Origin of the sequence: Aeromonas media, from assembly GCF_020423125.1 — a bacterium.
Lineage (GTDB): Bacteria > Pseudomonadota > Gammaproteobacteria > Enterobacterales > Aeromonadaceae > Aeromonas > Aeromonas media.
Map to the genome: position 1 here is coordinate 1,281,611 of NZ_CP075564.1, position 22,987 is coordinate 1,304,597.

The window sequence follows — 22,987 nt, forward strand, 5'->3', positions numbered from 1 at the left end:
AAGGCCCGTACCCACCCAGTACGGGCCTTTTTGTTGGATTGGTTTTTAGATTGCATTTCATAGATTTACAGGGAGAGAAAGCGATGAGAGTGTTGAAATTTGGCGGGTCGTCACTGGCCGACGCAGAGCGTTTCTTACGGGTCGCCGATATCGCGGTGAACACCCACGGCCAATCCCAGGTTGCCCTGGTGCTGTCGGCTCCGGCCAAGGTGACTAACCACCTGGTGGCCCTGGTAGAGCAGACCAGCCGCGGCATGGATGCCAGCAATACCCTGTTTGAAATCAACGGCATCTTCTCCCGCCTGCTGGCGGGTTTGAAGGCGGCCTACCCGGCGCTGGATGACAAGGCGTTGCAGGCTCGCCTCACCGCCGAGCTGGATCAGGTAGAGCGCCTGATGCAGGGCATCCGCCTGCTGGGCCTCTGCCCGGACAATGTCCAGGCCCGCATCCTGAGCCGGGGGGAGAACCTCTCCATCGCCTTCATGCACGAGTTGCTGCGGGTGCGCGGTCTCGAACTGGATCTCATCGTGCCGGAGCAGCTGCTGGTGACCGACGGCGGTTACCTCGAAGCCCATGTGGACATCGAGGCCTCCCGCCTGCGCTTTGCCGCCAAAGGCTTGCGTACCGATTGCCTCTACCTGATGCCGGGCTTCACCGGTGGCAGCGACAAGGGCGAGACTGTGCTGCTGGGCCGTAACGGCTCGGATTACTCCGCCGCCGTCCTGGCCGCCTGTGTGGACGCCGAGTGCTGCGAGATCTGGACAGACGTGGAAGGTTGCTACAACTGCGACCCGCGCCTGGTGCCGGATGCCTACCTGCTGAAAACTCTCTCCTATAAAGAGGCGATGGAGCTCTCCTATTTCGGCGCCAAGGTGCTGCACCCGAAAACCATCGCCCCCGTGGCCCAGTTCCACATTCCCTGCCTCATCAAGAACAGCTTCAACCCCCAGGGGCCTGGTACCCTCATCGGGGTCGATCAGGGGGATGATGACCTGAAAGTGAAGGCCATCTCGGATCTCTCCGGCATGTGCATGTTCAACGTCTCCGGCCCCGGCATGAAGGGCATGGTGGGCATGGCGGGTCGCATCTTCTCCGCCGTCTCCCGCGCCGGGGTCAGTATCGTCCTCATCACCCAGTCATCCTCCGAGTACAGCGTCAGCTTCTGTATCCACAGCTATGACAGCGACAAGACCCGCAAGGTGCTGGAGCGCGAGTTCGAGCTGGAATTCAAGAACCAGCTGCTGGATCCGCTCGAGATCATGACCGATCTCGCCATCATCTCCCTGATCGGGGATGGCATGCGCACCAGCAAGGGGATGGCGGCGCGCTTCTTCACCTCCCTGGCCCAGGCCTCCATCAATATCGTCGCCATCGCCCAGGGCTCGAGCGAGCGCTCCATCTCTGCGGTGGTGCGGGATCGCAAGGTGGCGGAAGCCATCAAGGCGTGCCATCAGAACTTCTTCGGCAGCCAGCAGTTCATCGATCTCTTCGTGGTCGGTGTGGGCGGCGTCGGCGCGGCCCTGGTGGATCAGATTGCCCGCCAGCAGCCGGTGCTCGCCGAGCAGGGCACCGGCCTGCGGGTGGTCGGCATCGCCAACAGCCGCCAGATGGCGGTCAACAAGGATGGGCTGAGCCTCGCCAACTGGCGTGAACAGCTGGTGGAAGCCCGTGACAGCTTCAGCCTGGAAGCGGTGAAGAAGCTGGTGGAAGAGAGCCACCTCATCAACCCGGTGATCGTCGATTGCACCTCCAGCGAGGCCATCGCCGTCCAGTATGCGGACTTCCTGGCCGCCGGTTTCCACGTGGTCACCCCGAACAAGAAGGCCAACACAGGGTCGCTGGATTACTACAAGGCGCTGCGCCGCACCGCCCGCCAGACCCGCCGCAAGTTCCTCTACGAGACCAACGTGGGCGCGGGCCTGCCGGTCATCGAGAACCTGCAGAATCTGATCAAGGCCGGTGACAAGCTGCGCGCCTTCGACGGCGTCCTGTCGGGGTCGCTCTCCTTTATCTTCGGCAAGCTGGACGAGGGGATGGCCTTCTCCGACGCAACCAAGATTGCCCGTGGCAACGGCTTCACTGAGCCGGATCCCCGCGACGATCTCAACGGCATGGACGTGGCTCGCAAGCTCTTGATCCTGGCCCGCGAGGCCGGCATGGCGCTGGAGCTCTCCGACGTGGAAGTGGAGCAGGCGCTGCCACCTGGCTTTGATGTGAGTGGCGATGTGGAGTCCTTTATGGCTCGTCTGCCCGAGGCCGATGGCTGGTTCCGCGATCAGTTCGCCCTGGCTCAGAGCGAGGGCAAGGTGCTGCGCTACGTGGGCTCCATCGAAGGGGGCAAGTGCAAGGTCGCCATCAAGGCGGTCGGTGCCGACGAGCCCCTGTTCAAGGTGAAAGACGGGGAGAACGCGCTCGCCTTCTTCTCCACCTATTACCAGCCCATCCCCCTGGTGCTGCGCGGCTATGGCGCAGGGACCGAAGTGACCGCCGCCGGCGTCTTCGCCGACGTGCTGCGCACCCAGAACTGGAAGCAGGAGCTGTAACATGAGTTCAGCGATGAACCCCGATTTTGAACAAGATGCCATGGCGCAGGGCGGCAGCGTGGTCGCCTATGCACCGGCCTCCAGCGCCAACCTGAGCGTGGGATTCGATGTACTGGGGGCGGCGCTCGCCCCCGTGGATGGCTCCCTGCTGGGGGATCGCGTCCAGGTCAAATCGGCAGAGGTGCCTTTCGCCCTCTCCTCCGTGGGCCGCTACGCCCACAAGCTGCCGGATGATCCCAAGAAGAACATCCTTTATGACTGCTGGGTCGCCTATGGCGAGGCGCTGGAGAAGCGCGGCCTGGGCCTCAAGCCGCTGGCGATGGTACTGGAGAAGAACCTGCCGGTGGGCTCGGGTCTGGGTTCCAGCGCCTGCAGCGTGGTGGCGGCGCTGGAAGGGCTCAACGCCTTCCACGGCGCGCCCCTCAATGAACACGACATGTTGCTGCTGATGGGGGAGATGGAAGGCAAGATTTCCGGCTCCGTCCACTACGACAACGTGGCCCCCTGTTATCTCGGCGGTATGCAGCTGGTGCTGGAAGAGCACGGCGTCATCAGCCAGGGCATACCGGTGTTCGAGCAGTGGTACTGGGTGGTCTGCTACCCGGGCACAGTCGTCTCCACCGCCGCCGCCCGCGCCATCCTGCCCGCGCAGTATCGCCGTCAGGATTGCCTCACCTACGGTCGCCGCCTGGCGGCCTTCGTGCACGCCAGCTACACAGGACAAGAGGGGCTGGCGGCCAGCGTATTGAAGGACGTGATCGCCGAGCCCTACCGTGCGGCGCTCATTGAAGGCTTCAACGAGGTGCGGGCCCAGGGCGCCCAGAACGGGGCACTCGCCACCGGCATCTCGGGCTCCGGTCCCACCGTGTTCGTGGTGATGAAGGATCTGGCCCAGGCCGAACGGATGAAAGAGTGGATGGAGGCGCACTTCGTGCGCAATGAAGATGGATTTGCCCGGGTCTGCAAAGTAGACATCGAAGGGGCACGGGTAACAGGAAGCGAGCTATGAATCTTTACAATATCAAGGACAAGAGTGAACAGGTCAGCTTTGCCCAGGCGGTGCGCCAGGGTCTGGGTCGCGAGCAGGGGCTCTTCTTCCCCGAGGTGATTGCGCCCTTGGCCGATGTGGATGCCCTGCTGGACTTGCCGCTGGCCGAGCGCTCCGCGCGCATCATCAGCCACCTGCTGGGGGACGAAGTGCCCAAGCCTAAGGTGAGCGAGCTGATCAATGCCGCCTTCACCTTCCCGGCGCCGCTGGTGAAGCTGAAAGACGGCACCTATGCCCTCGAGCTGTTCCACGGCCCGACCCTGGCGTTCAAGGACTTCGGCGGTCGCTTTATGGCCCAGTGCCTCGCGACCTTCCGCACCAACGACAAGATCACTATCCTCACCGCCACCTCGGGCGACACCGGCGCCGCCGTGGCCCACGCCTTCTACGGGCTGGAGGGGATTGAGGTGGTCATCCTCTACCCCAAGGGCAAGATCAGCCCCTTGCAGGAGGCGCTGTTCTGCACCCTCGGCGGCAACATCCGCACCATCGCCATCGACGGCGACTTCGATGCCTGTCAGGCGCTGGTCAAAGATGCCTTCGACGACGAGGGGCTCAAGACCGCCATCGGCCTCAACTCCGCCAACTCCATCAACATCAGCCGCCTGCTGGCCCAGGTCTGCTACTACTTCGAGGCGGTGGCCCAGTTGCCCAAGGGCGATCGTGCCAAGGCGGTCATCAGCGTGCCGTCCGGCAACTTCGGCAACCTCACTGCGGGTCTCATCGCCAAGGCGCTGGGGCTGCCGGTGAAGCGCTTCATCGCCGCCACCAATGCCAACGACACAGTGCCGCGCTACTTGAAAACCGGCAGCTGGGAGCCACACCAGACGGTGGCAACGCTGTCCAATGCCATGGACGTGAGCCGCCCCAACAACTGGCCGCGCGTGGAAGAGCTGTGCCGCCGCGAAGGTTGGGCGCTGGAAACCTTGGGGTCTGGCATGCGCAGCGATGCCGAGACTCGCGATGCCCTTAAACGCCTGCACCAGCTCGATTACCTGTGCGAGCCTCACGGCGCCATCGCCTGGGATCTGCTGAATGAGCAGCTCGCCGAGGACGAAGTAGGGGTCTTCCTCTGCACCGCTCATCCCGCCAAGTTCAAGGAGTCGGTGGACGAGATCCTGGGCCTCGATGTGCCGCTGCCGGGCCCGCTCGCCAAGCACGCCGCCCTGCCGCTGCTCTCCCACAACCTGCCCGCCGACTTTGGCCGCCTCAAGGCCTTCCTGCTCGGTTAAGCCGCCATGAGACGCTGAAGATCCCCCGCTTTTATATCGAGAGCGGGGGATTTTTTATGTCCGGTATAGGGCGGGGAAACCCGCATTGGATTAAGCACCATTTCACGATCAGAGCGTGAGCAGATCCTAAGGAGCACTGTATGAGCCAACATCCCCTTCGCACATTGATCGAGACCTGCGACGCAGCCATCTCCCGGCGCGACTTCGACGCCCTGATGGCCTTCTATGCAGAGGACGCCGCCCTGGTGGTCAAACCCGGCATGGTGGCGCGCGGCATTCCCGCCATCCGCCGCGCCTTCACCGCCATCTCCGATTACTTTGACGGCCGGCTTGAGGTGACCCAGGGAGCCATGGAGGTGATAGAGGGGGCCGACAACGCCCTGGTGATCATGGAGACCCGGCTGCGCTACCCGGACGCGCCAGGCGGCCTGGTGGACGAGACCCGCCGCGCCACCTATGTGTTTCGCAAAGAGAGCGATGGCCAGTGGCGCTGCACCATAGACAACTCCTACGGCACTGCGCTGCTGGGTATGGTTGAGTAACCGCCGAATCACTGTTCTCGCCAGTTTCTGACTGGGGTGCTGGCCGATTATCCGGGCACATTGCTGCTTGTCTCCCACGATCCCGAGTTTGTCGCCGGAGTGGGGATTGGGCGGGAGTATTGGTTGGAGGGATAGGGATAAAACATGAGCCAGCCGAGTAATGGCTGGCTCAGAATGGTGGTACGCCGATATTGCTTCTATGACTAGGTAGAAATGAAATGAACTTCAATAACTGATATGGCTTTTCCTGGCCGAGGATTTCTACTATCTGGTTTTATTGCGATTTGATCACCCTCTTTTAATTTGCTCCACTCGCCCCAGCTACCATTGACTAGGGAAAGTGCGAACAAGTATCCCACGAACAAAAAATGAAAATTTTAGTCATTTAATATCAATGGGTTACCAGTAAATGCTCTCGTGCCATATGACTTATTCGCACCTTCCCTAGATACTACATAATTCCCTAGAGCTATTTCAAGCTCATGAAGAACCATTGCCGTTTTTCTTCGGTTGATTTCTGGATTCATGTTTCCCTCAATGGATTAGTTGGTGGCTATCTATTTCAGATAAATAATGGTGGTATATAAATGAAAGATTGTATTTATTGGCCGAGGAGTATCGTATATTTTACAGTTTTCGTAGGTTGATATTTCTTTCTGTGAAGCTAAATGTCTACTGCGAAGGTATTTCGGTTTATTTAATGTTTGTGTCATCAAATATTAAATATTCTTTTAGAAAGTATTTCTCATTTGCCGGGTTTCATTTAATTCAGTGCAAACCAACGTCACAAGCCTCAATATCCCTGAGGATGATGAACAAACTCCAAGCTACCGCCCCTGGATTACAGCTTCCAATGCGCTCCATGGACCAGCGGGCGGGCCCCGGATGGTGCTGTAGGCGCCGAATGACCAGCATATCCTCAAGCCTCATACGCAAACCAGTCAGAAAGTGACGCAATTATCAGGAAGATCTGCGTTTTTTGCGCCAGCTCAACAATTGCAGGGGCTGAGCGGGGAGGAAGGGGCGGGATGTGGGATGGCGTATTCGGCGAGCCGGTGTGCTTTTTGTTGTCACGGGGCGGGGGGACTATAGTGCAGCGAGGCGAGGGTGCCTCGTTTGGCCCGCGTGAGTGGGGGCTAACCACAATGGATAGAACGATGGGAGTTGGTCATATGAAGCGGATCCTGATGGTGTTGAGTCTGTGTGTGACGGTAATGGGCATGGGAATGGGGGTGGCCCAGGGCGCAACCTCTGGCGCGCAGCAAGAGTGCGAGGCCCAGGCGGCGGTGAAGAAGCTGGCGGGCGCCGCCAAGACCAGCTTCGTGGGCAAGTGCGTCAAGGATGCCTCGGCCAACGGCAAGGCAGCCCAGTGTGAAAAAGCTGCCGCCGACAAGAAGCTGGCGGGGGCTGCCAAGAACAGCTTTATCCAGAAGTGCGTGAAGACGGATGCAGCCGCCGACAAGGCGACTCAGTGCGAGAAGGCGGCGGCGGACAAGAAGCTCGCCGGGGCGGCCAAGAACAGCTTCGTGCAAAAGTGCGTCAAGACCACCTGAACCCTTGGGGGCCAGGAGTGAGCGAGCGCCTTGGGAAGATCGTCGCCCGAGGGAGGAGAGGGGCCATAGGCCCCTCTCTTGTGGTGGTGCCAGAGCCGGATTGACGTGACCCCGGTGCGCCTCGGCAAGGGCTGCGAACGACGCGTTGATGAGGGACAGCAGGCGGAGCTTCACTCCGCCTCTTTTTTGATTAAATAAATATCCATTTAAAAACAATCTCTTGCTGGCTTTTTATGGGCATTTTTTCAGGTTTTTTCAATTTGTCGGAAATCTTTTCTCCCCGGCGCCGGTTCTATTGGACGTAGCCGGATGACATGCGCCGGAGACATCACTCTCGACAATAAGGAATAGGGATATGAACGTGAAAAAGAGTACTGCCATCGCCTCTGCCATGACGGGTCTGCTGGCCCTGGGTGCCCAGTTCATCGCCGCGCCAGTCATGGCGGCGGACGACAAGGAGAAGTGCTACGGCGTGGTCAAGGCGGGCAAGAACGATTGCGCCAGCAAGGGCGGCTCCTGCGCCGGTACCGCCAAGATGGATGCCCAGGGGGATGCCTTCGTGGTGGTGCCCAAGGGCCTGTGCGAGAAGCTGGCGGGCGGGTCGCTGCAACCCAAGTAAGCCCCATGCCATGGTGTGGCACCCGCCGCACCATGGCCCCTTCCTCTGAGGGAGCCCTGCCATGAACCCCCTGATCGGTATAGGTTTACGTCCCCCCCACTACGACGAGATCCGCCAGACCCTGCCTGCAGTCGGCTGGCTCGAGGTGCACAGCGAAAACTACTTCGAGCGCCACAGCAACGGCTTCGAGGTGCTGGCCGAACTCGCCGCACACTACCCCGTCAGCCTGCACGGGGTCGGCATGTCGCTCGGCTCTGCCGACTCGCTCGATCCCGCCCACCTGCGCCAGTTGGCGGCTCTGGTGGCGGCCATCTCACCGGTGCGGGTCTCCGAGCACCTGAGTTGGGGCAGCATCGACGGGCGCTATTTCAACGATCTGCTGCCCATGCCCTACACCCGTGAGGCCCTCTCGCACATGACTGACAAGGTGGAGCGGGTACAGCAGGCGCTGGGCCGGCAACTGCTCATCGAGAATCCGTCCTCCTATCTGCAACTGCCCGGGGAGATGGGGGAAGCTGAGTTTCTGGCCGAGCTGGCGCGGCGCAGCGGCTGCGGCATCTTGCTCGATCTCAACAACCTGCATGTCAGCAGCGTCAATCACGGCTTGGATTGCGCCGACTACCTGGCCGCCATCGACCTCGAGACGGTCGGGGAGATCCATCTGGCCGGTTTTACCGACAAGGTGTTGCCACAGGGGCACCTCTATATCGATACCCACAGCACCCCGGTGGCGCCCCCCGTGTGGGAGCTCTATCGGCAGGTCTGCCAGCAGCGCGCCATCCCCACCCTGATCGAGTGGGATCAGGACATTCCCCCGCTGCCGGTGCTGCTGGGGGAGGCCGGGCGTGCCGACGCCATCCTCGGCGCGGCGCGGCGGATTTCGCAGGAGGCCGCCCATGTCTGAGCTTGCCCGCCTGCAACAGGGGTTCGCCAGTGGCCTGCTCGGCGAGGATGACACCATCCTGGCGCACCTCCAGCCGGGGCGTTTTCCTGCCGACGCCGTGCTGCAGATCTATCGCAACAACGTCATCCTCGGCCTCACCGAGGTGCTCGCCAGCAGTTATCCCGCCGTCAAGGCCATGGTGGGGGAGGCGTTCTTTGCCGCCGCCGCCCGGGGATTCGTGCTGGCCGAGCCCCTGCGGGAGGGGAGTGTCATGCACTATGGGGAAGGCTTCGGCGACTGGCTCACCCGCCTGCCGACCACCGGGGCCCTGCCCTGGCTCGGGGAGCTGGCCCGCTTCGAGTGGATGCTGGAGCGCGCTTCCCTGCTGGCGCCAGAGCCGAGGCGCTGGCCCGCCGAGCGGCTCGCCGCCCTCGCCCCGAGCCAGTGGGATAGGTTGGTGCTGCACCCCGCCTGCGATCTGCTGCTCCTCGAGAGCCAGCATCCTGTGCTGGCGCTCTGGCAGATGGCACTGCACGGCGGGGAGACGGTCAGCGAGCTGGATGCCCCCTGCTGGCTGGCCCTCAAGAAACGCCCCGGCCACAGGGTCGAGCCCATTCCTCTGGATGCAACCCCCTGGCGCCTGCTGCAAGGCTGCCAGCAGGGCAGGCCGCTGGCCAGCCTGCTGGCACAGGATCCGGCCATGGCCGAGCACCTTGCCCCCCTCATCACCCTCGATCTGCTGGTCGATCTGGAGCTTGCCCCATGACAACACAGACTCACTCCAAGCCGCTTGGCCTCTTTGCCGAACGCATCCTGCCCTGGTGCAGCGGCGCCCTGCTGCTGCTGGCCAGACTCTGGGTCGCCGCCGTCTTCCTGCGATCCGGCTGGCTCAAGTTCACGGCCTGGGATTCCACCCTCTACCTGTTCGAGTTCGAGTATCAGGTGCCCCTGTTGCCCTGGCAGTGGGCGGCCTACGTGGGCACCGCGACCGAGCTGCTGCTGCCGCTCTTCCTGCTGGCGGGCCTCTTCACCCGCCCGGTCGCCTTGCTGCTGTTTGGCTTCAACGCCATGGCGATCATCTCCTACCCGGCCCTGTGGGCGGGGGGCTTTCACGATCACCAGCTGTGGGGCTGGATGTTGCTGACCCTGGCGGTGTGGGGCGCAGGCCCCCTGGCGCTGGACAGCTGGCGACTTGCCAGGGGGCGTCGCGGCCATTAACGTGGGTGCCAAATGAGTGATGGTTGGCCCCTCTTGTCATGGTGACAGGGGGCAAAGAGCCCCGTCATGCCACCCAAGGAGAAAGAGATGATGGTTCGCGAGGCCCTGGCTGCCGATGTTCCCGCCCTGGTGCGGCTGCGCATGGCGCTGTTTTGCGAGGTGGGGGAGCTTGATGACCCGCTGGCGGATGCGGCGCTGTGGCAGGCGACCCAGGCCTATTTCAGCGCGGCGCAGGCGGATGGCAGCGCCCGTTCTTGGCTGGTGGAGGTCGAGGGCGAGGCGGTGGCGTGCGGCACGCTGGCCCTCTTCGTGCGACCACCCTATCCGGGCAACCTGGCGGGGCGCGAGGCCTATCTGCTCAACATGTACACCCGGCCTGCCTGGCGCAAGCGGGGCATGGCGAGCGCCTTGCTCGATGCCATGGCGCGCCATGCCCGGGAACAGCAACTCGGCAAGCTGTGGCTGCACGCCAGCGACGAGGGACGCCCGCTCTACGAGCGGATCGGTTTCGTGGCCAATCCGGCCTGCCTGGAGTGGTGCCCGGCGCGCTGATCGAGGCGCAGTGATCCGGAGAGGATTCTGCTACGTATTGGCAGCCCTTGGCGGCCTAGTCGCTTTTCTCTGCACTGCGCGCCCCCATGATCCAACGTCATCTGACCACTCATATCGAGGTTGGTGGGGCCGATACAGTCAGTGGGGTCAGGCTGTGGTGCCGATCCGGATCGTCAACGAGGTAGGAGTGTCATGTTCAATCACAAACTCAAGGCGCAGTTGCTGGCCTGTCAGACCCGGCTCGATGAGCAGCAGAGTGTCGTCGAGGCGATCAAGGACGGCGCCGCGACCATCATCTTCAGCCCGGACGGGGAGATCCTGGAGGTCAGCGAGCCCTTCCTGAGCCTGATGGGGTATGGCGCGAGCGAGCTGCTAGGGCACCACCACCGCCTGCTCTGCCCCGAAGGCTGGACCGGCTCCACCGACTATCAGCAGTTCTGGCGCCGCCTCGCCCAGGGGGAGGCGCAGTCCGGCACCTTCGAGCGGGTCAACCGGCAGGGGGAGACCCGCTGGCTCGAGGCGAGCTATTTCCCGGTGAAGACCCAGGGCAGGGTGACCCGGGTAGTGAAGATGGCCAGCGATGTGACGGCCCGACATCAGCGGCTGCAACACCTGGAGGCGCTGTCCCAGGCGCTGGACCGCTCCCGGGCCATGATAGAGTTCACCCCGAACGGCGAGATCATCAGCGCCAACGCCAACTTCCTCGACACCATGGGCTATCGCCTGAGCGAGCTGGCGGGCAAGCATCACAGGATGTTCTGTGACGAGGCCTTCCTGCGCGAGCAGCCCACATTCTGGGAGGAGCTGGCCCGTGGCCAGTTCAAGTCAGGCCTTTTCATGCGCCACAACAGCCGGGGAGAGCCCGTCTGGCTGGAGGCCACCTACAACCCGATCCGGGACCAGCGCGGCAAGGTGGTCAGGGTCGTCAAGTTTGCCAGCGACATCACGGCCCGCATCGAGCAGAACAATGCTACCCGGGAAGCGGCCCGGCTCGCCCACAGCACGGCGCAGGAGACCCTTGGCAGCGCCGAGGCCGGGGCCGAGCTGCTGCGCGCCGTGGTCGATACCTCTTCCCTCATCGCCGCCCAGGTGGATGCGGCCATCGCCCTCATCGGTCAGCTCAACGAGCAGTCCAGGAGTATCGAGGCCATCGTCTCGACCATCAGCGCCATCGCCGATCAGACCAACCTGCTGGCCCTCAACGCGGCCATCGAGGCGGCGCGGGCGGGGGAGCAGGGACGGGGCTTTGCGGTGGTGGCCGACGAGGTGCGTCAACTGGCGGCTCGCACTTCCCTCTCCACCGGCGAGATAGCCAAGGTGGTGCAGAAGAACCGCGAGCTGACCGCCAGGGTGACCGACGACATGGCCGGGGTGGCGGGCAGCGCCGAACTCGGCAAGCAGCAAATCAGCGAGGTGGACAAGCTGATGAGCGACATCCACCGGGAGGCGAGCCGGGTTTCGCAGACGGTCTCGGCACTCTCCATCTGAGTCGTCGTCCCTGACGACACCGTCTGGCGAGATCGCCAAAAGAGTGAGCGAACGAGCACTCAAGCTGAACCCTGGCTGTACGACCCCGCCCTTGTGAATTGTGGCGCCCCGCCGCCTTGTTTAGGCTGCCGCCTCTTTTTTCAATGAGCAGGTAGAGAACAATGGCAGTACGACAGAAAGGCAGGGCCCTGGCCCTGCTGCTGGGGACGGTGGCGAGCATGGGGCTCGGCGGTTGCATGGGGCAGATGGGCCTCTCCTCCATGGTGACCAAGGGCAACCTCAGCGTGGTGGACAATCGCTACGGTCGTGCCGGTGTCTTCGTCCTGCTCTCCCCCGTCTATGGTCTGGCGGCGACGGCGGATCTGTTCGTGTTCAACACCATCGAATTCTGGTCTGGCAAGAACCCGATCACCGGCAAGTCCCCGGCGCTGGTGGATCACAAGGCCGATGCGGTGATCAAGGTCAACCAGCATCTGGATCCGGCCCTCAACAAGGTGCCGCTCGCCATGCTGCCGCAAGGGGTGCGCGAGGTGAAGGTGAGCTACCCCGACGAGCGCACGGCCCAGATGGAGATCCACTACATCGACGGCCATCGCGACATGATGCGGGGGGAGATGCGCGGCGAACTGCTGGAGATCTATCTGGACGACAAGCTGGTCTCGACCCTGACCCGCCAGCAGTTGGACGAAACGGCAAGCTCAGGCAAGGCTGACGTTTAAGTTCCTCAGGATCCTGATCTTTTCTTCTCTGGAAAGGGTATACATAAGCTGCTGGCAAGATCGCCATGACGTCCAAGGAAGCAGGTTATGACGGTGAGGGGTTTGCGATTGGCAGAGTTGATTGGTTCCCTTAGTCATGCTCTGGACATGACGGAGGGTCAACCCAGAGGGCACTGCATCCGCTGTTGCTGGATAGGTTCTCGTCTGGGGGAGCGGCTGGGACTGGATGCCCGGCAACGCCACGATCTCTACTACACGCTCCTGCTCAAGGATCTGGGTTGCAGCAGCAATGCCGCCCGTATCTGCGAGCTCTACCTCACCGACGATCTTCACTTCAAGCGCGACTTCAAGCTGGTGGATGGCTCCCTCTCCGAGGTGGTCAACTTCGTGTTGGGTCACACCGGCTTGCAGACGGACCTGCTGGGGCGCTTTCGCAGCCTGTTCCATATCTTTCGCAACGGCGATCAGATAGCCAACGAACTTATCCAGACCCGCTGTCATCGGGGGGCGGACATCGCTCGCCAGCTGCGCTTCAGTGACGAGGTGGCCGCAGGCATTCTCTCCCTCGATGAACACTGGAACGGCAAGGGGCGGCCACTGCAACTGGCTGGCGAGAGGATCCCTCTCTTCTCCCGCATTGCCCTGCTCTGCCAGGTGGTCGATGTGTTTCACGCCGCCGCAGGGCCGGATGCTGCGCTCAGGGAGCTGCGCGAGCGCAGCGGCAGCTGGTTTGATCCCGCCCTGGTCAGCGAATTTGAAGCGCTTGCCGACGACGATTTCTGGCAAGGGCTGACCGACCCCAGGCTGACCGAGTGGGTCTTCGACCACCCGGCCGGTCAGGGGGAGGTAGCGCTGGATGAGGATTATCTGGACGAGATAGCGGCGGCCTTCGGTCAGGTGGTGGACTCCAAGAGTCCATACACCGCGGGCCACAGCGGCAGGGTCGCGCTCTATACCGACATCATTGCCGCTCAGATGGGGCTGTCTGAATCGAGGCGGCGATGGCTCAAACGGGGTGCCCTGCTCCATGACGTGGGCAAGCTTGGGGTGAGCAACGCCATTCTCGACAAACCGGACAAGCTCAATGCGCAGGAGTGGGCCGCGGTGCAGATGCATGCCGCCTATACCGAGGAGATCCTGAGCCGGATTGGCGCCTTCGAGGAGCTGGCGCAAGTGGCGGGGGCCCATCATGAACGCCTGGATGGCAAGGGGTATCCAAAGGGGCTCAGCGCTGCGGACATCGCGCTCGAGACGCGCATCATCACCACTGCCGACATCTTCGATGCCATTACCGCCAAGCGTCCCTATCGCGGGGCCATCCCGGTGCCCCAGGCGCTGGAGATGATGGCCGAGCATCTGGGCACCGCCATCGATCCCGACTGTTTCGCCGCCCTGCAGGCGGGGATCCGGGATTTTTCCATCTACCTCAGTCCCGAGCAGCCGCTGGCGCAGGCCGGTTAAGGCCTTTAGCCCCGTCATGGCCAAGCGGCCAGATGCAAAGACAGACACACCCCGCATTGCGGGGTGTGTTGTTTTGGAGCGCTGGCTGAGGGGGGAGTATTACCAGCCCAAGCAGGGGACAGGCTGGCGAGCAGCTACTGATGGCTTTAGCTCGGCAGAGTGACGCGGGCGAGCGCTGTGTTCGGGCGGCACCATCTCATGTCGGGTCGAACTTCTTGTGTGGGAGGCCGCAGCGACTGTTACTCCCCCGACAAGAGGCGGATCCGGACCCGCTCGCCGGGGGCAATGGCCGAGTTGGTGGCGCATTCGATCAGGCAGTTGGCCGCAGGCAGGGTAGAGGGCATGACAGCACTGGCCGGACGGACCAGCAAGCAGCCGTCGGCATCCTGGCTGAGGTAGCCGGGCAGGCAGGTCTCCCCCGCCGGATTGGGGATAGCCTCCTGGGCGCGGGCGAGCAGGCGCAGCGGCGGGAGAGGGGGCTGGGCGTCCCGGATGGGCAGCCGGGCACAAATGAAGTCGGCGATGGCATCCAGATCCTCGAAACGAAACTGGGGCAGCGTCGTGGCCTGAGGCCGATCGCTGATGAGGGCGACGATGTCCGGGTCATCCGGAAACAGCAGCGGCCGGCCGATGGCGCCGCGGTGCAGCTCAATCTTGGGAAAATGGCGATGCTTGAACCCCTCGATCAGCAGCAGATCGAGCTGGTTCCGGTCGAAACGTGCCAGCAGCGCCTCCAGGGGGGGCTCGCCCTCCGGGGTCTCGCAGATCAGGGCGTGGCGCCGGTCGGAGGCCGCCATCACCTGCCGGGCTCCCGCCTGGCGCAGGCGATGGCTGTCCTTGCCGGGCTTGTCCATGTCGAAGTCGTGATGGGTATGCTTGAGCACCCCGAGCCGCAGGCCACGCTGACCGAGCAGGGGGATGAGCCGCTCCAGCAAGGTGGTCTTGCCGGTACCGCTCCAGGCGACGAAGCCGAGCAGGGGGAGGGGACTCATGGCGTGTCTCCGCCCGCCAGCAGCCTCGCCTCGTAGGCGGCGAGCTCGGCCGGGCTGTTGAGATTGATGAAGGCATCCGGCGCATCGGCAAAGGGCACCACCGTCATCCGGTGGCGGGCAAACCAGGCCCCGGTCTTGCGCTCTCCCTCTGCCAGCGCCCGTTGCAGTGAGGGCAGCAGGCTGCGGTGCAGCAAGGCGACCACGGGTTGCAGGTGCTCCCCGTCGTGGGCCACCACCAGTTCGGTCTGCGGCGTCAGGGCGGCGCGAAAGCGGGCCATCAGATCCCGTGGCAGGGCGGGCCCGTCACAGGGGACAAACAGCACCCAGTCGTGGCGGGCGGCGGCAAGGCCAGCCTGCATGCCCGCCAGCGGCCCCTGAAAATCGGCCTGTGCGTCGCCGATGACGGGGGCAAGCGCCCGGTAGCGATCCTCACTGCGGTTGGCGTTGATCAGCACCTCGTCTACTTGGGGGCGCAGGCGCTCCAGCACATGGACTACCAGGGGCTGGCCCGCCAGGGGCACCCAGCCCTTGTCGTCGCCCCCCATGCGGGTGGCTCGGCCGCCGGCCAGGATCACGGCGGAGACGGGGAAGGTGGGGTCGCTGCGGCTCATGGGGCTCCAGAGATCGATAGGGGTGGCATGCCGCGCATCAAGGGTCTGCTGTTGCAAAGGCGATCACGGCATCGAGTGTCCGCCGATCTTGCGCCAAGCGCCTCGCTGGGGCAAGCCCGGCGGCCATGAGCCAGGCAGGAGAGGGGGCTTTGGCCGCAGGGTATGCCCAAGCTCACAAAACCGAATCCCCAAACGTCATATGATCCCAGGTAATCTGAGTCTTGCTCTCCTGCCGAATGGCAACTTCATGTAAATCAAAGAGAATGACTATGGCTACCGGACAATATCTGCTGTGGAAAGACGTACAGGGAGAGGACTTTCGCCCCGTTGCACTGACAGGCACCGATCTGCTCAACGATCGCAATCTCAACAAGGGCACCGCCTTCACCGAACAGGAGCGCGCCGATTTCGAGCTCGACGGCCTGTTGCCGCCCCAGGTACAGACCTTCGAAGCCCAGCTGGACAGGGTCTATCAGGGCTTCCTGAGCGCCTGCAGCGATATCGAGAAGTACCAGAACCTGCGGGCATTGCAGGATCGCAACGAGACCCTGTTCTACGCCCTGCTGTCGCGTCACGTGGAGGAGATGACCCCCTACATCTATACCCCGACCGTGGGCAAGGCGTGCCAGGAGTTCAGCCACCGCTTCCAGAAGCCGCGCGGCCTCTACATCACCCCGAAGAACGTCGATGACATGGGTTCGCTGGCGCGGCACATGGACGCCAAGGCGGTACGCATCATAGTGGTGACCGACAGCCAGGGGATCCTCGGCATCGGCGATCAGGGGGTGGGGGGCATGGGCATTCCCATCGGCAAGCTCTCCCTCTATACCCTGGGGGCCGGCATCCATCCGGCCTGCTGCCTGCCCATCGCGCTGGACGTGGGTACCGACAATCAGGCGCTGCTGGACGACCCCATGTACCTGGGTCAGCCCCACAAGCGCATTCGCGGCAAGGAGTACGACGACTTCATCGACAAGTTCGTGGCCGGGGTCAAGCGCCACTTCCCCAACGCCGTGCTGCAGTGGGAGGACTTCAGCAAGTCCAACGCCTTCAACAATCTGTCGCGCTACCAGCAGACGCTGCCCTCGTTCAACGACGACATCCAGGGCACCGGAGCCGTGGTGCTGGCGGGCATCATCGGCGCCGTCAAGTCCAAGGGCGAGACCCTGGGCCAGCAGAACTACCTGGTCTATGGCGCCGGGGCCGGCGGGGTCGGGGTGGCGGATCAGATCTGCGCAGGGATGATCCGCGAGGGGCTTGACCCGCAGGCGGCCCGGGATCGCATCTACATCCTGGATACTCAGGGGCTGGTGTGCGACAACCGCGAGGGGCTGGACGAATACAAGCGCCGCTACGCCAAACCGGGCCTGCTGCTGGCCCAGTGGGATCTGCAGGGCAAGGCCGGGCTGACCGAGGTGCTGCGTCACGTGCCCATCAGCGTGCTGCTTGGCACCAGCGGGGCCGGTGGCGCCTTCCAGGAAGAGCACATCCAGCTGATGCTGGCCCACTGCGAGCGCCCCATGGTGTTCCCCCTCTCCAACCCCACCGCCAACTGCGAGGCGCTGCCGGAAGACATCTATCGCTGGAGCCAGGGCCGCGCCATCGTCGCCACCGGCAGCCCGTTCAAGGACGTGGAGTTCGAGGGGCAGCGCTACCGTGTCGGGCAGGGCAACAACGTCTTCATCTTCCCCGGTGTGGGGCTGGCCGCCATCGTCAGCCAGATCCGCGAGATAAGCCCGGATATCTTCACCACCGCGGCCTTCGCGTTGGCGGAGTGCGTGGATGAGGCGGATCTCGCTCGCGGCACCGTCTACCCGAGGATCAGCGAGCTGCGCAGCATCTCGGTACACGTGGCGACCGCCGTACTCAAAGACATAGTGCGCAAGGATCCTTCCCACCCGCTCATCGGCCAGGATCTGCAGCAGCACCTCCTGAGCCACATGTGGGAGCCGGTCTATCTGCCCTACCGCCGGGTCTGACGGGGTGTCGAAAAACTCGACGGGGTGGCGCCAGCCACCCCGTTTTTTTGTGTCCACCGACCACAGCGGGACCATGGTCGGTGGATGCCGCACTTTTTTGAGCCCAGCTCCCGACGCAGGCGCTGGGTGATGGCCCGGGCTGAAAACCTTGTCATCACACCCGGCCAGAAAAACGATTGGCGTCGGCCACAAAAGTGCGTAAAATCGCATACTCGATGCTTGTAGCAACGAATCCCGCCTAAAAAGCCAGTTTCATGCCCTCCCCAAGCAGTAAAAGGTAACAAATGACGCCAACAGGCTCATTTCATGCCTTGAAAAAGTCTTGTGATAACTGAAAAGTGTCAATTATCCCTGTCAGTTATCAAAAAATTAAGGATACCCATGTTTTCCTTGGTCAAGCAAAGTGTCGCCGGGCTGCAAATTCTGTTTGTCGCCTTCGGTGCCATGGTTCTGGTGCCCCTGCTCACCGGATTGAACCCCTCCATGGCCCTGCTTGGCGCCGGTGTAGGCACCCTGTTGTTCCAGCTCTGCACCCGTCGCCAGGTGCCGATCTTCCTCGGCTCCAGCTTCGCCTTCATCGCCCCCATCATCTATGCCACCCAGACCTGGGGCCTGCCCTCCACCATGTTCGGTCTGTTTGCCGCCGGCTTCATGTACTTCATCCTGGCGGCCCTCATTCGCGTGCGGGGCATGGGTTTCGTGCACAAGCTGCTGCCCCCCGTGGTGATTGGTCCGGTGATCATGGTGATCGGCCTGTCGGTGGCCCAGGTGGCCTGCAACATGGCCATGGGCCGTGCCGGAGCCGAGCAGGTGGTGGCCCCTGCCACCGCGCTGACGCTGGCGGGGATCTCGCTCGCTGTCACGCTGATTGCGGCCGTGTTCTGCAAGGGGTGGATCAAGCTCATCCCCATCCTCTCCGGCGTCATCGCCGGTTATGTGGCCGCGGTGCTGATGGGTCAGGTGAGTTTCGAGGGCATGGTCAATGCCCCCTGGCTGGCGCTGCCCCACTTCGAGACCCCCGAGATCAACTGGGCTGCCGCCCTCTTCATGCTGCCAGTGGCCATCGCCCCCTGCATCGAGCACATCGGTGGCGTACTGGCCATCGGCGGTGTGACCGGGCAGGACTACACCAAGAACCCGGGCCTGCACCGCACCCTGGCCGGTGACGGCATCGGCGTCTGCTTCGCCGGTTTCATCGGTGGCCCTCCCGTCACCACCTATGCAGAAGTGACCGGCGCCGTGATGATCACCCGCAACTTCAACCCGGTCACCATGACCTGGGCCGCGGTGTTCGCCATCATTCTGGCCTTCTTTGGCAAGTTCAACGCCCTGCTCACCTCCATCCCCATGCCGGTGATGGGTGGCATCATGCTGCTGCTGTTCGGATCCATCGCCGCCATCGGTCTCAAGACCCTGGTGGAGTCCAAGGTGGATCTGGGGCTGTCCCGCAACATCGCCATCGTGGCCGTGACCCTGACAGTAGGGGTCGGTGCGCTGGAGATGAAGATAGGTGACTTCGCCCTGGCCGGTGTCGGCCTGGCCTCGGTGGCCGCGATCCTGCTGAACCTCATTCTGCCCCAGCACTCCGAAGAGGGCGCGATGGAGTCTGCCAAGGACTGAATGACGACCCGTCAGCCACTGCCATGCCAAGAGGCCACCCCAGGGTGGCCTCTCTCTTTCCTGCTGAACCTCATTCTGCCCCGGCACTCCGAAGAGGGTGTGATGGCGTCGGCCAAGGACTGAGTGACGACCCGCCAGCCACTGCAATGCCAAGAGGCCACCCCAGGGTGGCCTCTTGCTTTTGTCGCTCCCGGTCGGAGGGCCTTGACTCATCGTGGCTCGGCCTGGCGTCTACAATCAGGGACGTTGTTCACAGTCAAGGAGACGAACATGAAGACGAGATGGATCCTGGCCCTGCTTGGGCTCATCTGGGGGGGCGCGGCCCAGGCCGGTGCGGTGCGCTACCAGGTCGATGGTCAACCCTTCGAGGGCTATTACCTGGCCGCCGCCGACAAACAGGCGCCCCTGGTGGTGCTGGTTCATGACTGGGACGGGCTCAACGACTACGAGATCAAGCGGGCCGAGATGCTGGTGGCGCTCGGTTACAGTGTGTTCGCGGTGGACTTGTTCGGTGCAGGGATCAGGCCGACCGCCATGGAGGAGAAGAAGAAGCTGACCGGGGCGCTTTATCAGGACAGGGCCAAGATGCGCAAGCTGTTGCAGGCAGGGCTCGCCGAGGCGGGCAAACAGGGAGGGCGGCTCGACAATGCGGTGGCGCTCGGCTACTGCTTTGGCGGCGCCGCCGTGCTGGAGCTGGCCCGCAGCGGCGCCAGCCTCAAGGGGGTCGTCAGCGTGCATGGGGGGCTGGAGACCCCGGCCGGACAGGACTATAAGCAGACCCGGACCAGCTTGCTGATCCAGCATGGCAGTGCGGATCAGGCGGTGTCGCTGGGTCAGTTCGCGGCCCTCATCACCGAGCTGGAGAGCGCCGGGGTGAAACATGAGGCGACCAGCTATAGCGGCGCCCCCCATGCCTTCAGCGTCTTTGGCTCGGACAATTACCGCAGCGATGCCGATGCCAAGTCCTGGCGGCGCTTCACCGAGTTTCTCGGCGAGGTGACCAAGGGGTAGGGCGGTGAGCGGCGGCAGGCAAGGGGTCATGCCATTCACCTGTCGCGGGGCCCCACTCCTTGCTGGCCGGGTCAGCAGAAGTTCAGTGGCGCTGGTTATACTGACGCGATGAGAGACTTGCATCTGGCCAGAGCCATGCTCCGGATGTTGAACACAAATAACGGGTCACCGGGATAGTCCTGACTCGATTCTGGATCGGCAGAGGGCCCGTCAGCCCCCGCACATGAGATACGAAGGAGTAATGACATGCGTCTATGGACTCATATTCTGGCCGTTCTGCTGTTGGTTGGCTGTGCCAAGGGCGATACCCCCGCCGAGCAGCGCAGCCACATTCAACAGATGCGCCAGCAGACCCTCTCCACCCTGTATGGGCAGGATGGGGGTACCAGACAGGAGGTGGCAAGATCCAAGGGGTATGCCGTCTTCACCAATGTGAACAACAACCTGCTGGTACTGAGCGCCGGCAGTGGCTATGGGGTGCTTCGTGACAACCGCACCGGTCGTGACACCTACATGAAGATGGCGACCGCCGGGATGGGGATCGGCATGGGGATCAAGAAGTTCCAGGCCGTGATCATCTTCAACGACGCCGCCGCGCTGGATCGCTTCATCACCACGGGCTTCGATGCCAGTGCCCAGGCGGATCTGGCCGCCAAATCGGCGGAGGATGGCAAGGTGGTGGTCAGCGAGGCGGCCAACGCCGACTTCCAGAAGGTGAAGATGTACCAGCTCACCGAGCAGGGGCTGGCGGCGCAGGCCACCATGCAGGGTTACAAGTACTGGCCGGATGATGAACTCAACGGCACCAGATAACCTCCAACCACAGCTTGTCACTGCGCGGCGCTCATCAGAGCGCCGCGCGCATTTCTGCAGCCTTGAGGCCTGCTAGGCGGGCTTGTCCAGCCTCAGCACCCTCACCCACATGGCCCCTTCCCCCACGGGGTGGCGGGAGGAGAGGCTGAGCTCGCCCGTCTGCGCCGCGATGCGGTGTACGGCCACGCTGCGGGAGCGCTGCCCGGTGGCGATCAGATAGTGGCCGCTGTGGTCGATGGCAAAGCCACGGGGGCAGGATTCGGTCGGGAAGTGGTCAAGCGGGGTCAGGGCACCGTCCTCCTGATCAACACCAAACAGGGTCAGCAGGCTGCTGGTCCGTTCGCTGGTAAAGAGGAAACGGCCGTCCGGGGTCAGGTGCAGATCTGCTCCCCAACGCTTTCCCTGATAACCCTCGGGTAGCATGTCCAGGCTCTCCCGCGTGCTGATGCGACCGTCCGCCTCCCTGTGGTAGCGGTTGAGGGTACAGTCGAGCTCATTGAGACAGTAGAGCTCCCCGTTGGTCGGGTGCAGGGTCAGGTGACGGGGCCCGGCGCCGGGGGCGGTGTGGATGTCGCCCAGGGGATGGGGGCTCAGGTGGCCATACTCTCCCAGGGTGAAGCGGCGGATGACGTCCTCCTTGAGGCAGGCGACCAGCAGCTCCTGCTCCCCGTTTTGCCCCGCCAGCCAGGTCACCGAGTGGGCGGCCATCAGCCGGTCGATGCGCAGGTGGGGTGCCAGCACCCGGCCCCCGTCATCCATGGGCGACACGCTGACGTGGTCGAAGGCGTAGGAGGCGGCAAAGAAGAAGCGCCCCGTCCCATCGGTGCAGGTGTGGGAGGCGCTGCCCGCGAGCGGGGCCGAGGAGGGCGCCCCGAGCTTGCCATCCGCGCTGATGGGGTAGCTCAGCACCCGAAAGTCGGGGCGTACTCCGGCATAGAGCCAGCGCTGGTCCGGGCTGATGACCAGGGGCTGCACCTCGCCGCCGGTCAGGACTTCCTGCAGCGGGACCAGCTCGCCGTCCTCGAGTCGAAACACATGGATCAACCCGCTCACCGGGTTGGCGACATAAACGACTTGCTGCATTGTGATCTCCTTCATGCTCTGGCGCTCATCATCGGATGATTGTTCCAGGCCAGACAAGTAGTTGTGCAGGGTATCGTCGTAATTGGCCGGCCCTGTCTTTGTTGTGGGACGGGTTATTTTTCCAGGCTCAGCAGGTAGTTGCGCAGATTGACGCCGCGATTGGCCAGCCCCAGCTTGATGCGCACGCTGTTGCGATGATTCTCCACCGTTTTGCGCGCCACATTGAGGGCACTGGCGATCTCCTGGCTGGACATGCCGCTGCGAATGAACTCGGCCACCTGCATCTCCGAGGGGGTCAACACCTCCAGCAGGCGTTGGTTGCCGTCGGCCTGCAGGCTCTTCTCCATGCTGGCGCGGATCAGCTCCAGGCACATCTTGAGGGCCGGATCTTGAATTTGGGTAAGTTTTTGCTCCACTTCGGGCAGGTGGCGGGCGATCAGCTGCTGATGCTGCTCACCGGGCGCCGCTCCCTGGCTGTCGCTGAGTGCGGCCAGGGAGTGACCGAGTTCGTTGATGAGCCGGTGATCCTGCTCTATGCCTGAGGCGTCCTGGCTCTCGCTCGGCTTGATCTGCAGGCACCAGATGCGGGTGCCGTCCGGTCCGTCATGGGCGAAGAGCTCGAAGGCAAGATTGAGGATCTCGAAATGCAAGGTGGGCAGGTTGCCCCGGATCCGCTGGCGTATGGCCTTCAGGTAGTCGGGACCTACCAGGAACACCAGATCGTCTAGCCGATTGAGGGTCAGGGTATCCACCGGATAGCTGGATGCCACCACCTGCTCCTGCTCATCGAAGCTGATGAAATAGATGTCATTGCGCGCCAGCAGTTGATGGCAGAGCCCCTGCTCGACGATAGGGATCAGCTTGTTACTCATGTTCCTTCCAGTTCTGCATCTCGTGATAAGTCCCCGTATTTCGCCTTCATTCATCCCTGTTGTTGTGTTCGGCTCACCCAGTGAATACCCAGACGCTCAGATTTTTCCCGTCATTAATTAACAAAAATTGAACATCCTGTGAGCTGCG

General features: G+C 63.0%; 21 protein-coding genes. 17 read left to right on the plus strand and 4 right to left on the minus strand.

Going from position 1 to position 22,987, the window contains the following annotated elements; genetic code table 11:
- Positions 1-83 precede the first annotated feature (83 nt).
- From thrA to KI797_RS06175, 13 genes are all read left to right on the plus strand, one after another.
- Positions 84-2,543 carry a bifunctional aspartate kinase/homoserine dehydrogenase I gene (gene thrA, locus KI797_RS06115; protein ID WP_226172016.1) on the plus strand — a complete coding sequence of 820 codons (2,460 nt, stop codon included), beginning with the start codon at positions 84-86 and terminating at the stop codon, positions 2,541-2,543.
- Positions 2,544-2,583: 40 nt separating this feature from the next.
- Positions 2,584-3,552, plus strand: coding sequence for a homoserine kinase (thrB, locus tag KI797_RS06120; RefSeq protein ID WP_171274337.1), 969 nt, complete (start codon positions 2,584-2,586; stop codon positions 3,550-3,552).
- A complete protein-coding gene (gene thrC, locus KI797_RS06125; protein ID WP_226172018.1) occupies positions 3,549-4,823 on the plus strand; it encodes a threonine synthase in 1,275 nt (424 codons plus the stop codon). Before thrB ends, thrC begins: the two co-directional genes overlap by 4 nt.
- Before the next feature lie 140 nt (positions 4,824-4,963).
- Positions 4,964-5,365 (plus strand): YybH family protein, encoded by a 402-nt coding sequence (locus tag KI797_RS06130; RefSeq protein WP_226172020.1) that lies wholly within the window; start codon positions 4,964-4,966, stop codon positions 5,363-5,365.
- A gap of 1,172 nt (positions 5,366-6,537) precedes the next feature.
- The gene (locus tag KI797_RS06135) at positions 6,538-6,918 is read left to right on the plus strand and encodes a hypothetical protein (RefSeq protein WP_226172022.1); all 381 of its coding nucleotides are present in this window, start codon (positions 6,538-6,540) and stop codon (positions 6,916-6,918) included.
- A 355-nt stretch (positions 6,919-7,273) separates the two neighbouring features.
- Positions 7,274-7,537, plus strand: a complete 264-nt coding sequence (locus tag KI797_RS06140) for a BufA1 family periplasmic bufferin-type metallophore (RefSeq protein ID WP_005328858.1) — start codon at positions 7,274-7,276, stop codon at positions 7,535-7,537.
- A gap of 61 nt (positions 7,538-7,598) precedes the next feature.
- Entirely contained in the window at positions 7,599-8,441 is an 843-nt protein-coding gene (gene bufB / locus KI797_RS06145; RefSeq protein ID WP_226172023.1) for an MNIO family bufferin maturase, read from the plus strand.
- The gene (locus KI797_RS06150; RefSeq protein ID WP_226172025.1) at positions 8,434-9,186 is read left to right on the plus strand and encodes an HvfC/BufC N-terminal domain-containing protein; all 753 of its coding nucleotides are present in this window, start codon (positions 8,434-8,436) and stop codon (positions 9,184-9,186) included. Before bufB ends, KI797_RS06150 begins: the two co-directional genes overlap by 8 nt.
- Positions 9,183-9,638 carry a DoxX family protein gene (locus KI797_RS06155; RefSeq protein WP_226172028.1) on the plus strand — a complete coding sequence of 152 codons (456 nt, stop codon included), beginning with the start codon at positions 9,183-9,185 and terminating at the stop codon, positions 9,636-9,638. Before KI797_RS06150 ends, KI797_RS06155 begins: the two co-directional genes overlap by 4 nt.
- Positions 9,639-9,725: 87 nt before the next feature.
- Complete coding sequence (locus KI797_RS06160) at positions 9,726-10,190, plus strand: GNAT family N-acetyltransferase (protein WP_182788239.1); 465 nt, start codon at positions 9,726-9,728, stop codon at positions 10,188-10,190.
- Positions 10,191-10,382: 192 nt separating this feature from the next.
- Positions 10,383-11,678: a methyl-accepting chemotaxis protein gene (locus tag KI797_RS21080; RefSeq protein WP_182788241.1), complete on the plus strand. Its 1,296-nt coding sequence runs from the start codon at positions 10,383-10,385 to the stop codon at positions 11,676-11,678.
- Positions 11,679-11,839: 161 nt separating this feature from the next.
- The gene (locus KI797_RS06170; RefSeq protein WP_226172031.1) at positions 11,840-12,397 is read left to right on the plus strand and encodes a DUF3332 domain-containing protein; all 558 of its coding nucleotides are present in this window, start codon (positions 11,840-11,842) and stop codon (positions 12,395-12,397) included.
- A gap of 87 nt (positions 12,398-12,484) precedes the next feature.
- A complete protein-coding gene (locus KI797_RS06175; RefSeq protein ID WP_182788244.1) occupies positions 12,485-13,858 on the plus strand; it encodes an HD-GYP domain-containing protein in 1,374 nt (457 codons plus the stop codon).
- Between the two features lie 239 nt (positions 13,859-14,097).
- Here KI797_RS06175 and mobB read toward each other — a convergent pair whose 3' ends face one another.
- Both mobB and mobA read right to left on the minus strand, forming a co-directional pair.
- Positions 14,098-14,850 (minus strand): molybdopterin-guanine dinucleotide biosynthesis protein B, encoded by a 753-nt coding sequence (gene mobB, locus KI797_RS21195; RefSeq protein WP_226172034.1) that lies wholly within the window; start codon positions 14,848-14,850, stop codon positions 14,098-14,100.
- On the minus strand, positions 14,847-15,461 hold the full coding sequence (gene mobA, locus KI797_RS06185; protein WP_226172036.1) for a molybdenum cofactor guanylyltransferase MobA: 615 nt from the start codon (positions 15,459-15,461) through the stop codon (positions 14,847-14,849). The genes mobB and mobA overlap by 4 nt, the downstream gene beginning before the upstream one ends.
- A gap of 269 nt (positions 15,462-15,730) precedes the next feature.
- Between mobA and KI797_RS06190 the strand changes: the two genes are divergently transcribed.
- The 4 genes from KI797_RS06190 (at position 15,731) to KI797_RS06205 (ending at position 20,884) form a co-directional block, all read left to right on the plus strand.
- Positions 15,731-17,440, plus strand: a complete 1,710-nt coding sequence (locus KI797_RS06190; RefSeq protein WP_226172038.1) for an NAD-dependent malic enzyme — start codon at positions 15,731-15,733, stop codon at positions 17,438-17,440.
- Between the two features lie 381 nt (positions 17,441-17,821).
- Positions 17,822-19,060 (plus strand): uracil-xanthine permease family protein, encoded by a 1,239-nt coding sequence (locus KI797_RS06195; RefSeq protein ID WP_041205344.1) that lies wholly within the window; start codon positions 17,822-17,824, stop codon positions 19,058-19,060.
- A 270-nt stretch (positions 19,061-19,330) separates the two neighbouring features.
- Entirely contained in the window at positions 19,331-20,071 is a 741-nt protein-coding gene (locus KI797_RS06200) for a dienelactone hydrolase family protein (protein ID WP_226172040.1), read from the plus strand.
- 246 nt (positions 20,072-20,317) lie between these two features.
- Complete coding sequence (locus KI797_RS06205) at positions 20,318-20,884, plus strand: lipid-binding SYLF domain-containing protein (protein ID WP_042650687.1); 567 nt, start codon at positions 20,318-20,320, stop codon at positions 20,882-20,884.
- A 72-nt stretch (positions 20,885-20,956) separates the two neighbouring features.
- Here KI797_RS06205 and pgl read toward each other — a convergent pair whose 3' ends face one another.
- A complete protein-coding gene (gene pgl / locus KI797_RS06210; RefSeq protein WP_182788251.1) occupies positions 20,957-21,967 on the minus strand; it encodes a 6-phosphogluconolactonase in 1,011 nt (336 codons plus the stop codon).
- A gap of 113 nt (positions 21,968-22,080) precedes the next feature.
- Positions 22,081-22,839, minus strand: a complete 759-nt coding sequence (locus KI797_RS06215) for a helix-turn-helix transcriptional regulator (protein WP_218409360.1) — start codon at positions 22,837-22,839, stop codon at positions 22,081-22,083.
- Between the last annotated feature and the right edge of the window lie 148 nt (positions 22,840-22,987).